This window comes from Pseudomonas sp. 1121_17 (genome assembly GCF_052850745.1).
In genome coordinates this window covers 251,014-265,999 of the sequence record NZ_VXCX01000006.1, presented here as the reverse complement: position 1 = coordinate 265,999, position 14,986 = coordinate 251,014, and the positions used below count along the sequence as shown (strand labels likewise).

At 61.0% G+C, this 14,986-nt stretch carries 15 protein-coding genes; 6 read left to right on the top strand and 9 right to left on the bottom strand.

Features of this window, described 5'->3' with window-relative positions:
* A partial coding sequence (locus FW789_RS14225) for a universal stress protein (protein WP_446431640.1) occupies window positions 1-803 on the bottom strand: 803 nt, incomplete at its 3' end.
* A gap of 151 nt (window positions 804-954) precedes the next feature.
* Between FW789_RS14225 and miaE the strand changes: the two genes are divergently transcribed.
* Window positions 955-1,572, top strand: a complete 618-nt coding sequence (gene miaE / locus FW789_RS14220) for a tRNA-(ms[2]io[6]A)-hydroxylase (RefSeq protein ID WP_103436814.1) — start codon at window positions 955-957, stop codon at window positions 1,570-1,572.
* A gap of 30 nt (window positions 1,573-1,602) precedes the next feature.
* Here the strand turns inward: miaE and FW789_RS14215 are convergent, their stop codons facing one another.
* Entirely contained in the window at window positions 1,603-1,920 is a 318-nt protein-coding gene (locus FW789_RS14215; protein WP_101318340.1) for a DUF883 family protein, read from the bottom strand.
* A gap of 131 nt (window positions 1,921-2,051) precedes the next feature.
* Between FW789_RS14215 and FW789_RS14210 the strand changes: the two genes are divergently transcribed.
* The 4 genes from FW789_RS14210 to zapE all read left to right on the top strand — a co-directional run bounded on the left by FW789_RS14210 (window position 2,052) and on the right by zapE (window position 5,101).
* Entirely contained in the window at window positions 2,052-2,315 is a 264-nt protein-coding gene (locus FW789_RS14210) for a hypothetical protein (RefSeq protein WP_101318342.1), read from the top strand.
* Between the two features lie 144 nt (window positions 2,316-2,459).
* Window positions 2,460-2,774, top strand: a complete 315-nt coding sequence (locus FW789_RS14205; RefSeq protein ID WP_242548620.1) for a hypothetical protein — start codon at window positions 2,460-2,462, stop codon at window positions 2,772-2,774.
* 22 nt (window positions 2,775-2,796) lie between these two features.
* Window positions 2,797-3,948 (top strand): PQQ-dependent sugar dehydrogenase, encoded by a 1,152-nt coding sequence (locus FW789_RS14200; RefSeq protein WP_446431635.1) that lies wholly within the window; start codon window positions 2,797-2,799, stop codon window positions 3,946-3,948.
* A 46-nt stretch (window positions 3,949-3,994) separates the two neighbouring features.
* Complete coding sequence (zapE, locus tag FW789_RS14195; protein WP_446431634.1) at window positions 3,995-5,101, top strand: cell division protein ZapE; 1,107 nt, start codon at window positions 3,995-3,997, stop codon at window positions 5,099-5,101.
* A gap of 19 nt (window positions 5,102-5,120) precedes the next feature.
* On the opposite strand, the gene FW789_RS14190 is transcribed toward zapE, so the two are convergent.
* From FW789_RS14190 to trhP, 4 genes are all read right to left on the bottom strand, one after another.
* A complete protein-coding gene (locus tag FW789_RS14190) occupies window positions 5,121-6,119 on the bottom strand; it encodes an alpha/beta fold hydrolase (protein WP_446431633.1) in 999 nt (332 codons plus the stop codon).
* A gap of 74 nt (window positions 6,120-6,193) precedes the next feature.
* Complete coding sequence (locus FW789_RS14185; RefSeq protein ID WP_103436818.1) at window positions 6,194-6,631, bottom strand: YqaA family protein; 438 nt, start codon at window positions 6,629-6,631, stop codon at window positions 6,194-6,196.
* Window positions 6,632-6,641: 10 nt separating this feature from the next.
* Window positions 6,642-7,070 (bottom strand): DUF411 domain-containing protein, encoded by a 429-nt coding sequence (locus FW789_RS14180; RefSeq protein ID WP_446431632.1) that lies wholly within the window; start codon window positions 7,068-7,070, stop codon window positions 6,642-6,644.
* 151 nt (window positions 7,071-7,221) lie between these two features.
* Window positions 7,222-8,556 (bottom strand): prephenate-dependent tRNA uridine(34) hydroxylase TrhP, encoded by a 1,335-nt coding sequence (gene trhP / locus FW789_RS14175; protein WP_103436820.1) that lies wholly within the window; start codon window positions 8,554-8,556, stop codon window positions 7,222-7,224.
* A gap of 130 nt (window positions 8,557-8,686) precedes the next feature.
* Between trhP and FW789_RS14170 the strand changes: the two genes are divergently transcribed.
* Window positions 8,687-9,748, top strand: coding sequence for an AI-2E family transporter (locus FW789_RS14170; protein ID WP_186701570.1), 1,062 nt, complete (start codon window positions 8,687-8,689; stop codon window positions 9,746-9,748).
* A 7-nt stretch (window positions 9,749-9,755) separates the two neighbouring features.
* Here the strand turns inward: FW789_RS14170 and FW789_RS14165 are convergent, their stop codons facing one another.
* The 3 genes from FW789_RS14165 to nuoM form a co-directional block, all read right to left on the bottom strand.
* On the bottom strand, window positions 9,756-11,804 hold the full coding sequence (locus FW789_RS14165) for a TonB-dependent receptor family protein (protein WP_446431631.1): 2,049 nt from the start codon (window positions 11,802-11,804) through the stop codon (window positions 9,756-9,758).
* A gap of 131 nt (window positions 11,805-11,935) precedes the next feature.
* On the bottom strand, window positions 11,936-13,405 hold the full coding sequence (gene nuoN / locus FW789_RS14160) for an NADH-quinone oxidoreductase subunit NuoN (protein WP_186701572.1): 1,470 nt from the start codon (window positions 13,403-13,405) through the stop codon (window positions 11,936-11,938).
* Between the two features lie 7 nt (window positions 13,406-13,412).
* Window positions 13,413-14,945 (bottom strand): NADH-quinone oxidoreductase subunit M, encoded by a 1,533-nt coding sequence (gene nuoM / locus FW789_RS14155; RefSeq protein ID WP_101318371.1) that lies wholly within the window; start codon window positions 14,943-14,945, stop codon window positions 13,413-13,415.
* Window positions 14,946-14,986: the final 41 nt, after the last annotated feature.

The following is a 14,986-nucleotide window of genomic DNA, read 5'->3' as shown; positions in this document are numbered from 1 at the left end:
TCACCTTCAAGCTTATCCAGCACCACTTCAGCAGTGTTGCCAATCAATGCGCCGGAGATACCCGTACGGGCAACGGTGCCGATCACCGTCACCACGGCCTTGTATTTATCCTCGGTGTAAGGAATCAGCACATCTGCCGGCCCTTCAGCAATGTGTAGGCGATCATCAGTGATATCGAACTCAGCTTGAAACGCGCTGCACGCCTCGCGATAGCGTTGTTCGATACTGTCCCGGTTCTGGTACACCGGATCCGCTGCGGAGAGCATGGGGGAGGGGTGGGCACTGATCACGTGCAGTTCGCCTTTGGCCAGGCTGGCGATGCCAAAACCGTGATCAATAATGCTCGCATGCAATAGGCGGTGTTCCTCATCATGATTGCCCACGTCGACCGCTGCCAGAATCACCCCACCGGTCCAGGGTTGCTCGCTCTTGACCATCAGTACCGCGCAAGGGCACTGACGCAGTAGCTTCCAGTCGCTAGGGGTGAGTAATGCTTTCTTCAGGGGGTTATCCGGACGATGCTCCTTGATTACCAGGTCGCAACCCTCGGCCTGCTGGGCCTGGATGATGGCCTCATGTACAACATCGTGCCTGCTTTGCTCAAAGCTAATATTGTCGTAGCCGTCTTCCTGCAGTTGGCCCGCCAACACGCTCAGCAGTGCCTGATGGTCGTGCTTTTTGTCGCACATCAGCAGATGCATACGGGCGCCCGTCACCCCGGCAATCAGCTTGGCCCGGGTCAGCGCCCGGCTGTGGGCATGGTCTGGATCGAGTACAACCAGAATGCTTCTGACCTGTTGCATGAGCATGGACTCCTAGAATGGCTCGCCGATGCCTGACTATAGACGGCGCGCTTACCGTTGCCGTTTGACGTATATCAAGCATAGTCGCTGGCGATCGCCGCTGCCCTCGGTATAATCGCCGACCCTGCCGCTGTTCAGTTGCCGTGAAATTATGTCCCTGATTCCCGAAGTCCAAGCCTTTCTCGGTTGTCGCACCCCTGATGCCTGGATCGAAGCAGCACTGGCCGATCAGGAGACGCTGCTGATCGATCACAAGAATTGTGAATTCAAGGCTGCCAGCACAGCGTTGAGCCTGATTGCCAAGTACAACGCACACCTCGATCTGATCAACATGATGTCGCGCCTTGCACGCGAGGAGCTGGTTCACCACGAGCAGGTACTGCGCCTGATGAAACGTCGTGGCGTGCCGCTGCGGCCGGTCTCGGCAGGGCGCTATGCGTCCAGCTTGCGCAAGCTGGTTCGCTCCCACGAGCCGGTCAAGTTGGTCGATACGCTGGTGGTGGGTGCTTTTATCGAAGCGCGCAGCTGCGAGCGCTTTGCCGCACTTGTACCGCACCTGGATGAAGAGTTGGGGACGTTCTACCACGGCTTGCTGAACAGCGAAGCGCGGCATTTTCTCGGCTATCTGAAGCTCGCCAATCAGTATGGCGATGAGGCCGACATCGCGCGCGTAGTGGAGAAGGTACGCGAGGCTGAAGCAGAGTTGATCTGTTCAACAGATCAGGAATTGCGCTTTCACAGTGGTATACCGCTGGCCCTGGCCGCTTGATCAGCGGCTGAGCCAGCGATCTGGCCAGTATTACGAACGACGGCCCAGCAGCAAGCCGACTACCAGACCGAAGCCTGCAGACACAGCAACGGTCTGCCACGGGTGACCACCGATATAATCTTGAGTGGCTTCGACCACCGGCTGCGCACGGTCGCGTACCGAGGTGGCAGCCTGACGAGCCTGGCTCAGCTTCTGGCTGATCTGGGCGCGCAGGGTATCGGCCTCTTCGCCAATCAGCGATGCACTTTGCTCGAGCAGACGCTCGGACTCTTCAATCAACGACTGCAGCTCGCTGAAGACCTGGTCCTTGATCTGATCGGTATCGATTTGGGTGGTTTTCCGGGCCATGAACAGCTCCTCGTTTGGTGATGGTTAGAACAATGGATACCTGCGCGGCGGGAAAGTTGCGCAGACGTTCCGGCCGATTGCCGCATCAGTGTAAGATAGCCGGCAAATTTCATGCAGCAGGGTAGATTTTCATGAGTTTCAATCTGGCCAACAGAAGCTTTGAAGAACGGGCGCAGATCGAAGCGGAGAAAGCGCGACTGTTCGAGTATTGGCAGAGCAACCTTGGCAAGGTCAAGGCTGAAGCCGGTCGCTTGATTTCCGAGAAGTCTCGTCGCAAGGGCAAATGGGCCGAGTGGGTCCGCGCCGAGCTAGATGCGATGACGCCACAGGATTTTGCGATCATGGTCCGTAGCGAGGTCAATAAAATGATGGCCGCCGCCAACGCCAATCGCTGATCAGGTGCTGCTGTCGGTGGCGGCCCTCAGCCGCTAGACACGTCAGGAAGCATCTGCACACGAATTCGCACTTTTAATACGAACCTGCCACGCCCTAGGCTATCCAACGCCTGAGCGTGGCTTTTTCGTTTTTGGAGGTGGCACATGAAATCTGTCTGGCCAGTCCTTGGCCTTGGTTTTTTGCTGGCGTTACCTGGCAGCGTCGCATTCGCTGATACCAGTGTGCTGGCGGCCAACAACAACCCCTATAACAGCCCGATTCAGCGCGCCAACCCCAATAGCCGGCAGGGCAGTGCGCCTGATACCCCACCCGTGCGCGGGCCCTCCACCCAGCCCATGCCACGTCCACCGACGCTGGACAATCGCGGTATCGGCAATGGTGACAATTTGCGCCGCCAACAACAGACCCCACGCCTCGAACCCAGTCGCCCGCCGCGTGACAGCCAACGCGCGCCGTGAGCTTTTCTGCAAGGAACTCCGCATGACTCCACGATACTGGTTGACCAGCTTGACCGTCGCAGCGCTGCTGCCCGTATTTGCCCACGCCGCCTCCGAGCAGCAATTTCCCAGCGAAGAGGGTGAGATCACCGTCAACACAGTCGCCAATGGCCTGCGTAATCCTTGGGGCCTGGCGTTTCTTCCAGGCGGTAAGGACATGCTGGTCACCGAACGCCCTGGCGACCTGCGTCTGGTGACCGCTGAAGGCAAGGTCGGGCCACCCCTGAGCGGCGTCCCCAAGGTCTGGGCGCAAGGGCAGGGCGGCCTGCTCGATGTAGTGCTGTCGCCAGACTTCGACAAGGACCGCACGGTCTACCTGTCGTTCGCCGAAGAAGGCGACGATGACAAGGCCGGTACTGCGGTTGGCCGCGGCCAGCTCTCGGCCGACCGCGCGCGTCTCAACAATTTCACCGTGATATTCCGCCAGATGCCGAAGCTGTCCGAAGGCAACCATTTCGGCTCGCGGCTGGTATTCGACCGGAACGGCTATTTGTTCATCGCCCTTGGCGAGAACAACCAGCGCGCCACCGCGCAGGACTTGGACAAGCTCCAAGGCAAGGTCGTGCGCATCCTCCCCGATGGTGAAGTACCCAAAGACAATCCCTTCGTTGGCAAGTCAGACGTTCGCCCCGAGATCTGGTCGTTTGGCCATCGCAATCAGCAGGGCGCAGCGCTCAATCCGTGGAGCGGCGAGCTCTGGACCAATGAGCACGGGCCGCGCGGTGGTGACGAGATCAACATTCCCCAGGCTGGCAAGAACTACGGTTGGCCGATTGCTACCCATGGCATCAACTACTCGCTGTTGCCGATTCCAGAGGCCAAGGGCAAGCACGTTGACGGCATGGTCGATCCCCATCATGTGTGGGAGAAATCACCAGGCATCAGCGGCATGGCGTTCTACGACCGTCCTACGTTCAAGGCCTGGGACCACAACCTGTTCATCGGTGCACTGGCCACTCAAGAGCTGATTCGCCTGCAGCTCAAGGGCGATAAGGTGGTGCACGAAGAGCGGCTGCTGGGCGAACTGAAGGCGCGAATTCGCGATGTGCGCGTAGGGCCTGACGGCTACCTGTATGTACTGACCGACGCCAAAGACGGCGCGCTGCTGAAAGTTGGCTTGAGCAACGACCAGTAATTGCGATAACAGGTACCATGGCGTTTTCCCAAGCGCTCACTGGCACATGGCTATCGATCCGCAAACGCTCTATCATCAGGCTTTGCAGCAGGACGGCTTCATTGCCGATCCTGCGCAGGCCAATGCCGTAGCCGCCCTTCAGCGGTGCTTCGAATCCTTGGAGACTGACCAGGCCGGCCCGGGCGTCTACCTATGGGGACCGGTCGGTCGCGGCAAGACCTGGCTGATGGACCAGTTTCATCTCTGCCTGCAAATACCCGCAAGGCGCCAGCATTTTCATCACTTCATGGCCTGGGTACATCAGCGGCTTTTCCAGCTCAATGGCACCGCTGACCCGCTGCGAGCATTGGCCAGTGAGCTGGCCGGGCAGATTCGCGTGCTGTGCTTCGATGAGCTGTTCGTCAACGACATCGGCGACGCGATCATCCTTGGCCGATTGTTCAGCGAGCTGTTCGAGCACGGCGTGGTGATCGTCGCCACCTCCAATCAACCGCCGACCGAGCTGTACCTGGACGGCTTCAATCGCGACCGCTTCCTGCCCGCCATTGAGGCGATGCAGCGGCATATGCAGATTCTGCCGGTCGCCGGCGAACAGGATCACCGGCTGCACCCAGGCCTCGCGCGTCAGCGTTACTGGTGTATAGCAGACAACGCGACCAGTACCTTCGGCACGCTGTTCGAGCAATTGAGTGCCGGCGACGCTGGTTGTGCCCAGCCGCTGCAATTAGGTTCGCGACAAATCCGCGTGGTGCGCCGCAGTGCCCAGGCCATTTGGTGTCACTTCAGCGATCTGTGCGAGCAACCGTTGTCGGCCATCGAGTTCATGGCCTTGTGTGACCAGTTTCCGGCGATCCTCATCAATGCTATCCCTGCGCTGGGTGGCGAGCAGCGCGCCGGGCGCATTGCACGGGGCACCGAAGATGCCGCCGAGCGAGTAGCAGCCGGCGATCGCCAGCTGCCGACGTTGTCAGCCAAAGACGATAGCGTGCGCCGCTTCATCGCTTTGGTCGACGAGTGCTATGACCGCCGCGTTGCCCTCTACCTTGAAGCTCAAGTGCCGTTGGATGCGCTCTATACAGAGGGCTACCTGGCATTCCCGTATCAACGCACCTTGAGCCGGTTACGGGAAATGCAGTTGCAACGCTTCGGCTAACGGTCCGCTCAGAGCAGGTTCATTTCTGCAGCCAGTCGATCAAGGTCTTGTGGAAGCGCCGCGGTTCTTCGATTTGCGGCGCGTGGCCCATCCCCTCAAAGACGATCAACTCGCTCTGCGGGATCAGCTTGGCCGCCTGCGGTCCCAGCGCCTTGTAGTTGCCCAGCTTCGCCTTGACCTCAGCCGGGGCAATGTCGCTGCCAATCGCGGTAGTGTCCTGATCGCCAATCAGCAGCAAGGTCGGCATCTTCAGGTTCTGGAACTCGTAATAAACCGGCTGGGTAAAGATCATGTCGTAGATCAACGCCGAGTTCCATGCCACGCGCTCATGCCCAGGACCCTGATTCAAGCCAACCAGCATCTGCACCCAGCGCTCGTATTCGGGCTTCCAGCGGCCGGCGTAGTAGGTCTTGCGCTCGTAGTTGCGCACGCCCTCGGCGTCCAGCTTGAGCTCACGTTGATACCACTGATCGACCGTTCGGTAAGGTACGCCTAGGGCTTTCCAGTCTTCCAGGCCGATTGGATTGACCATCGCCAGGCGCGCGACCTGCTGCGGATACATCAGCGCATAGCGGGTGGCAAGCATGCCGCCAGTGGAGTGGCCGAGAATGATCGCCTGCTCGACCCCCAACTGCTTGAGCAGGGCGTGAGTGTTGCTCGCCAGCTGCTGGAAGCTGTATTGGTAATAGGCAGGCTTGCTCGACGTGCAGAACCCTATCTGGTCCGGCACGATGACCCGGTAGCCGGCTTTGCTGAGCGCATCGATGCTGCTTTCCCAGGTTGCGCCGCAGAAGTTCTTGCCGTGCATCAGCACCACGCTGTGACCGTTGGCCTTGCCTTGGGCGGGGACGTCCATATAGCCCATCTGCAAGGCCTGGTCTTGCGAGGTGAAGTCGTAATGTTGGAGCGGGTAGGGGTAGTCGAAGCCTTCGAGTTGCTGCCCATAGGTGGGCGACTCGGCAGCGAACGCCGGGCTGCCGATCAGGCAGGCGAGGGCCAGGGCGGTTGCGCGCAGCATGGGGGCACTCCTGTAGGACCATGTAGGAAAAAGCGACTGTAGCAGCCCGACACGCGCAACAAGCGGCAAAGGTGTTACTGGCCGTTAACCCAGCCCAGGGTAATCAGCACTACCACCAGGTAACGCCCACACTTGGCGACTGTCACCAGCAACAGAAAACGCCAGAATGGCTCGCGCATGATGCCGGCAATCAGCGTCAGAGGATCGCCGATCACCGGCATCCAGCTAAGCAACAGCGACCACTGGCCCCAGCGTTGGTACCGTTGCTGGGCACGCTCCAGTTGGGCACCACTGAACGGGAACCAGCGGTGCTCACGCAGCCGTTCCACCGCCCGGCCGAGCAGCCAGTTGACCACCGAGCCCAGGACATTGCCCAGGGTGGCGACCAGCAGCAAGGTCAACCAGGCCTGCGGCTCGCGCAGCAACAACCCGACCAGCACCGCTTCGGACTGCAACGGCAGCAGAGTAGCGGCGCCGAAGGCGCTGAGGAACAACGCCGCAAGGCTCATCATCGGCCGCGGCTCAGTAGCTGGCCACGACCTCGTCGTTACCCTCATGGGTCACGCCGATCACCTGGTAGGAATCTTTGTGATCGCCCATCTCCATCCCCGGCGAACCCATCGGCATGCCGGGTACTGCCACGCCCTTGAGGTCGTTGCGTTTGGCGAGCCGGCGCACTTGTTCGGCCGGCACATGGCCCTCGACGAACTTGCCATCGATGACACCGGTATGACAGGAGGCCAGCCGCGGCGCCACCCCGTGGCGTTGTTTCACGGCGCTCATGTTCGGCTCGACGTGGTCATTGACGGTAAAACCGTTATCGCGCAGGTGGCTGATCCACTGCTTGCAGCAGCCACAGTTGGGGTCACGGTAAACGTCGATGGTCTCGGCAGCCTGAGCAAGGCCAGTGAAGGCCAGCAGGCCCAGAGCAATCAGGCGAGTACGCAGCATGGTCAAATTCCTCGGCAAGGGCGGCCGCCTGCAGGCGGCAGGCTCGGCTGCAGCTTAACGCAACCGGCATCAGCCTGCTGCAGGCAGGTCAAAAACGGCCAGCATGGCGCAAGTCACCTGACAGCAAGCTGACGCGGTCATTACAGCGCTGTCAGCCGGCAGGCGCAGCACCGTCCAGATCACGCATCAGCAACGCGTACTCAAGTGGCACCTGCTCAGGAATAGGCAGATACACCACATGGCCGTCGCCTGGCGCTACCTCAATCTCGCGCTGCTGCCGATCGTGCAGGCGGCTCAGTTCGAAATGGTAGTTGCCGCGGGGTGTCATCAGCTCCAGCTGATCGCCAAGGGCAAAACGGTTCTTGACCTTGACCTCGGCCAGGCCCTCGACCCGCACACCGGTCAGCTCACCGACGAACTGCTGTCGCTCGGACACCGAATTGCCGCGCTGGTAGTTCTGGTATTCATCGTGCACATGGCGGCGCAGGAAGCCTTCGGTGTAGCCACGCTGGGCCAGCGATTCAAGGTTGTCCATCAGGCTGCGATCAAACGGCCGCCCCTGCAGGGCATCGTCGATGGCCTGGCGGTAGGACTGCACCGCGCGAGCGCAGTAGAAATGCGATTTGGTCCGGCCTTCGATTTTCAGCGAATGCACACCCATGCGCGTCAGCCGCTCGACGTGTTGTACGGCGCGCAGGTCCTTGGCGTTCATGATGTAGGTGCCGTGTTCGTCCTCGAACGCCGGCAGGGCTTCACCGGGCCGATTGGCCTCTTCAAGCAGGAACACCTGCTCGGTCGGGGCGCCCAGGCCAAGAGTCGGTTGCACTTCATGGACGATGTCGCCGCTGACGTTCTCCACCGCCGCAGTGGCCTGATACTTCCAGCGGCAGGCATTGGTGCAGCTGCCCTGATTGGCGTCGCGCTTGTTCAGGTAGCCCGACAGCAGGCAGCGCCCTGAGTAGGCCATGCACAGGGCGCCGTGGACGAACACCTCCAGCTGCATATCGGGTACCTGCTGGCGGATCTCCTCGATCTCTTCCAGCGACAGCTCGCGCGAGAGGATGATTCGGCTCAGGCCAAGCTGCTGCCAGAAGCGCACGCTCGCCCAGTTGACCGTGTTGGCCTGCACCGACAGGTGCACCGGCATCTGTGGGAAGTGCTCGCGCACCAGCATGATCAGGCCCGGGTCAGACATGATCAGCGCATCGGGCGCCATCGCGATCACCGGAGCAAGGTCCTTGAGGAAGGTCTTCAGCTTGGCGTTGTGCGGGGCGATGTTGACCACCACGTAGAACTGCTTGCCCAAGGCGTGCGCTTCGTTGATGCCCAAGGCCAGGTTGGCATGGTCGAATTCGTTGTTGCGCACCCGCAGGCTGTAGCGCGGCTGGCCGGCATACACCGCGTCGGCGCCGTAGGCAAAGGCGTAGCGCATGCTTTTCAGCGTGCCGGCAGGGGCGAGCAATTCAGGCTTGGCGAGAGAGGTCATGGGCGCACCGGAGCAAAGGGCGCGGATGGTAGTGGCTGGCCAATTCAAGCGCATTGATCTGGATCAACCCTCGCAGGGCACTTTTTCCGATCTCTGCTGCACTAAAGGTCTGAATCCCCGAGGAATGCTCATGAACCAAACCGCACTACAGAACAGGGCACTGGCCGTGCTGCTGGCCGCCGTCACCATTGCCTTCGTCTGGATCATGCTGCCGTATTACGGCGCGATATTCTGGGCGGTGATTCTGGGCATTCTGTTTGCCCCGTTGCAGCGCAACCTGTTGATCCGTTTCAACCGCCGGCGCAACCTCGCCGCCGGTGTGTCGTTGCTGATCTGTCTGCTGATCGCCATCTTGCCGGTGATCTTCACCAGTGCGCTGTTGGTACAGGAGGGCGCCTCGCTGTATCAACGCATCGAGAGCGGCCAATTGGACATCGCCGGTTACGTTGAGCAAGGCAAGAACATGCTGCCAGCGTTCGCGCAGCACAGCCTTGACCAGATGGGCATGGGTAACCTCGATGGCTTGCGCGACAAGATCAGCAAGTGGGCCGGGCAAGGCAGCCAGATCCTGGCCAGTCAGGCGTTCAGCTTTGGCCAGGGCACGTTCGATTTCCTCGTCAGCTTCGGCATCATGCTCTACATCCTGTTCTTCTTCTTGCGTGAAGGCCCGGAGTTGGCGCGCAAAGTGCGCCTGGCGGTACCGCTGCCCGAGGACCAAAAGCGCCGCCTGCAACTGAAGTTCAACCGCGTGGTGCGCGCCACGGTCAAGGGCAACCTGCTGGTAGCGATTACGCAGGGTGCGCTGGGCGGAGTGATCTTCTGGATTCTGGATATCCCCAGTGCGTTGATCTGGGCAGTGCTGATGGCATTTCTGTCGTTGCTGCCAGCAGTTGGCGCGGGGATCGTCTGGGCACCGGTTGCGGCCTACTTCATTCTGACCGGGGCAACCTGGCAGGGTGTGGTGCTGACGGCCTTTGGTGTGTTGGTGATCGGTATGGTCGACAACGTGTTGCGGCCGATCCTGGTCGGGCGCGACACGCGCATGCCCGACTACCTGATCCTGGTATCGACCCTGGGCGGCCTGGCGGTATTCGGCCTCAACGGTTTCGTGATCGGGCCGTTGATCGCTGCGTTGTTCATTTCCAGCTGGACCATCTTTACCGAAACCAAGCCGCAAGTGCAGTTGCCCTGAATCTGCCTTACTTCAGGCTATAGGACACACCTGCATACACGCCGAATCCTTCCCCGGGCGTCGCCCGGGGTTGGTCGCTGCCTTGATCGTCATAACCCGGGGTGACGCTGGCGCTGTAGCGCTTGTTGGTCAGGTTGCGCAGGTCGAGCCAGGTTTGCCAGTCTTGTTGCGGTGAATCCCAACCCAGTCGCGCACCGAACTGGGCATAGGCATCGGCGTGGTTGCTGTTGGCATAGTCGACCTGCACCTTGGACGCCACCTGTGTATTGACGCCAACATGGACGCCGCTCGGCCAGTCATAGCGCAGCTCGGCCTGGTAGTAGTGCACGGGCAGGCCAGGCAGGCGGTTGTCGCCAAAGCGCTGGTCATCGCGGTAGTGGAAATCGCTGAAGGTATAGGCTTGGCGCAGGCTTAGCTTGCCGCTGCCGGATTGTTCCCAGAGGGTGCTGTCCAGGCTGGCCTCGACCCCTTCATGCACCGTTGCGCTGGCATTGAACTCCTTGGCAGGCAAGCCTTGTACGAGTTCAACCGCCAGCAGCTCATGGCGAACCTGAGCGTAATACCAAGCCAGATCCCAGCGGCCGACGGCCGAGTCGCCTCGCGCGCCAAGCTCGAGCGTGGTCGCCGTCTGGTTTTGCATCTTGATTGGCTGGGTCGCAACCGTAGAACTCCAGATCAGCGACCACGGGTGCGGCGGCTCGACCGAACGGCTGAGGTTGCCGTACAGCTGCAAGTTCGGCTGCCAGTCGTAGCGCAGGCCGATCCGCGGGGCGTAGTCCCAATCGTGCTGGCTGACCTTACCGCCACTGGCGGGATAGCTAACGTCGCTCTCACGGCGGGTGTAGATCATGGCCAGGCCGGTGGTCAGCCACAGATCCGGGATCAGCTCCAGATCGTTGCCCATATGCAGCACCGTGTCCGAGCCTTGATAGCTGAAATCGCGGCTACGCGGGCCAATGATGTCGCCATTGCGGGCGAACTGCGAAGCACCGCTGTTGGGCAGGTGTTTGGTGGTCCGCCAGCCAATGGTGGTTTTGCTCTCGCGTCCCCACACGGTGTCACGACGGGTGTAGTTGAGCGTGCCGCTGACATCGCTGTACGCCACCTTCAAACGCATCGGACCTTCGCGCAGGTCCATCGGGAAGTCGTGATAGACCAGTCCGGCTTCCAGACGTGAATCATCGTCGAGGAAGAACGTGGTCTTGTTCGCCACCCAGGTGCTGCCCGGTTGCGGCCGGCTGTCGTCGCGGGCCAGGTAGGCGGGGTTGGCGGCGCGCGGGTTGTGCTTGATCTGTGCCTGGGTCAAACGCCCAGGCAACTCGTTTTCGGTCTCGCGGTAACGCAGGTAGAAGCGCGTTTCCAGATTGGGGTTGAAGCGGTAGCCGACGTTGGTAGCGAAACCCTTGGCGCTGCCGCTGCTGTGGCGCTGGTAGCCATCATATTCAGCATCGGTCAGAGCTACGTAGTAGTCGAGGTTGCCCAGTACCTGGCCTGAGCTGATGTGCCGACGGGCATAGCCGCGGCTACCGATCTCATAGCGCAACTGCAGGCGGTCGGCATCGTAACCGGTGTGGGTGACATAGTTGACCGCACCGCCCAGGGCCAGCGCGCCTCGATCGAAGCCATTGGCGCCACGCAGGACCTCGGCCCGACTCAGCCATAACGGCTCGAACAACTCGTACGGCGTGCCGCCAGGCCCGGTCAATGGCAGGCCGTCGAACATCGTGTACACGCCCGAACCATGCGCTCCGGGTGCGCGGTTGATGCCCGAGCCGCGGATCGACAGCTTGATGCCGTCGTTGCCGGCCGACTGAGCAAACACACCAGGCTGATAAGCCAGTACGTCCTGGTTGCTGGCAACTCGCCCTTGGCCTACCCGCTGCATGTCGATCAGGTTGCTCGCCCCCGGCGTCTCGCGCAGGCGCTCGGCCGCAGCGTCGAGTTCAGTCTGCGGTTGATCGGCGATCAGGAGTGGGTCGAGTTCGATCCGGCCATCGGCCAGAGCAGCGCTGCTGATCAATACAGTCAGCAGGGAAAGGGGCAGGGTAGGGCGCATGGCAAAAACGGCTTCCGGTCGATGAGCGCAGTTCTGACGCTACAACTCTCAAACGAAGCACAGCTTTGTTTATTGACCCCCTGAAATAACAAAACCCCGCCGAAGCGGGGTTTTGTCGATGATCAGCGCAATCAGCCGATCAGGTGCAGACCTGCCTGCTGAACCATCTCCAGCAGCGGTTGCGGGTACACGCCAAGCACGAACGCCAGCAGGGCAATTGCCAGCAGCATCACGCCACCGGTCTGCTGCTCCCACTTCAGCGGCGCGTCGTGGCGACGCAGGTTCGGCTCTACCAGGTACAGGGTGACCATGACGCGCAGGTAGTAGTAGACGCCGATGGCGCTACCAATCACCAGTGCACCGACCAACCACCACAGTTGCGACTCGACGCCAGTGGCGATGATGTAGAACTTGCCGATGAAGCCTGCGGTCAGCGGTATACCCGCCAGCGACAGCATCATCACGGTCATCACCGCAGTCAGGTACGGACGACGCCAGAACAGGCCGCGATACTCGTACAGGGCGTCGGCGTCACGGCCGGCGTATGGCGACGACATCAGCGTGATCACGCCAAACGCGCCAAGGCTGGTGATCACGTAGGTGACCAGGTACACACCCATGGCTTCCATGGCCAGGCCTTTGCTGGCGATCAATGCGATCAACAGGTAGCCGAAGTGGGCGATGGACGAGTAACCGAGCAGACGCTTGAGGTTGCTCTGGGTCAGCGCCAACAGGTTACCGATCAGGATCGAGGCCACGGCGATTACCGCCAGCACGGTGCTCAGTACACCGCTGCTGGCAGCAGGCGAGATCATGTACAGACGCATCAGCACCGCGAACACGGCAACCTTGCTGGCGGTGGCCAGGAACGCTGCGACCGGCGCCGGGGCGCCTTCGTAGACGTCCGGGGTCCACAGGTGGAATGGTACCAGCGACAGCTTGAAGGCCAGACCGACCAGCATCATGCCCAGGCCCATCTGAGCCAGCAGGCTTGGCATGTTGGTGCTGGCCAGCGCCTTGGCGATACCGTCGAAGCTTAGGGTGCCTGCATCGGCATACAGCAGCGCCATACCGAACAGCAGGAACGCAGAACCTGCAGCCGACAGCACCATGTACTTGATACCGGCTTCCAGCGATCGCTTGTTGAAGAACGCGTACGCCACCAGCCCGTAGACCGGCACCGAGAGCAGCTCCAGACCGATGAACAGGCCCGCCAGGTGGTTGGCGCTGACCAGCACCAGGCCGCCCAGTGCCGACATGAGCAGCAGCAGGTAGAGCTCTTCGCGGTTACCCGGGTAGCCTTTGGAGCCTTCGCCCAGATAAGCATGGGCCAGGGTTACGCAGGCCAGGGTAGCGACCAGCATGATCGCCATGTACAGGCAGGCGAACTTGTCGATGGTTATCAACGGGGTGATCGCCAGCGGTGCGACTTTCAGTGCTGGCAGGATCGACAGCAGTGCAGCGTTGAGACCGATGGTCGACAGCAGGAAGGTCTGCGAGTGGTTGCGCTTCCAGGCGATCGCCAGCATCACCACAACCGTGGTGAGTGTGGTGATCAGCATCGGCGCCAATGCAATGAAGTGTTGAGTGGTGAATTCCATAGCGCTCTTACCGTGCCGAAGCGAGTTGAGTGAATGCGGAACCGAGCCACTGCTGCACGCCACTCATGGTGGCGGCAGAGGTGTCGAGGAACGGCTGCGGGTAGACGCCGAGCACGATCAGCAACACGGCCAGGCCGAGCACCATGATCAGCTCGCGGCCGTCCATGCCAGCAAGCACAGTCTCGGACTTGCTTGGGCCGAAGTAGGCGCGGTGGATCATGATCAGCGAGTAGACCGAACCGAACACCAGGCCAGTGGTGGCAATCACGGTGAACCACGGCACGTGGGCGAAGCTGCCGATCAGGATCAGGAACTCGCCGACGAAGTTGCCGGTGCCCGGCAAGCCCAGCGAAGCAGCTGCAAAGAACAGGCTGATGGCCGGCAAGTAGGCGATACGGTGCCACAGACCGCCCATTTCACGCATGTCACGGGTATGCAGGCGCTCGTACAGCTGGCCGCTGAGGATGAACAGCGCGGCAGCCGAAACACCGTGGGCCAGCATCTGGATCACCGCGCCTTGCAGGGCTTGCTGGCTGCCGGAGTAAATACCGATCAGCACGAAGCCCATGTGCGAGACGCTGGAGAAGGCGATCAAGCGCTTGATGTCGGTCTGCGCGAAGGCCAGGAAGGCCCCGTAAAAGATACCGATCAAGCCCAGGGTCATGGCGATCGGGGCAAACTCGGCCGACGCGTTCGGGAACAGCGGCAGGGCAAAGCGCAGCAGGCCATAGGCAGCGGTTTTCAGCAGGATACCGGCGAGGTCGACGGAACCGGCAGTCGGCGCCTGGGCGTGAGCATCAGGCAACCACGAGTGGAACGGCACTACCGGCAGCTTCACCGCGAAGGCAATGAAGAAGCCCAGCATCAGCAGGTACTCGGTACCGGCCGGCAGGTCGGCCTTGAGCAGGTCGCTGTAGTTGAAGGTGATGACGCCAGTGTTGCCGTAGTTGACCAGTACCAGGGCGAGAATCGCCACCAGCATGATCAGACCGCTGGCCTGGGTGAAGATGAAGAACTTGGTCGCCGCGTAGATCCGGGTCTTCTTGCCATCCGCCGAGCTGTGACCCCAGAGCGCGATGAGGAAGTACATCGGCACCAGCATCATTTCCCAGAAGAAGAAGAACAGGAACAGGTCCAGTGCCAGGAACACACCGACCACGCCACCCAGAATCCACATCAGGTTGAGGTGGAAGAAGCCGACGTGGCGCTGGATTTCTTTCCACGAGCACAGCACCGAAAGCACACCGAGCAGGCCGGTGAGCAGGATCATCAGCAGCGACAGACCATCCAGCGCCAGGTGGATGCTGATGCCGAAGCGCTTGATCCATTCGACTTTGTATTCGAAGGCCCAGGCAGGTTCGGCGCCCGGAGCAGGGGCGAGGGTGTAGTCACCGTTGGCCCACAGCCAGAGGCCGATACCGAGCAACAGGGACATGGTCAGCAGTGCAATCCAGCGCGGCAGGGTAGAGCCGAAGCGCTCACCCAGCCAGCACAGGAAGCCGCCGATGAAGGGAATCAGGATCAGCCAAGGCAAAATCATGACGGGTTCGTTTCCTTTGGCAAAGTCGCAAGGTTCGCAAG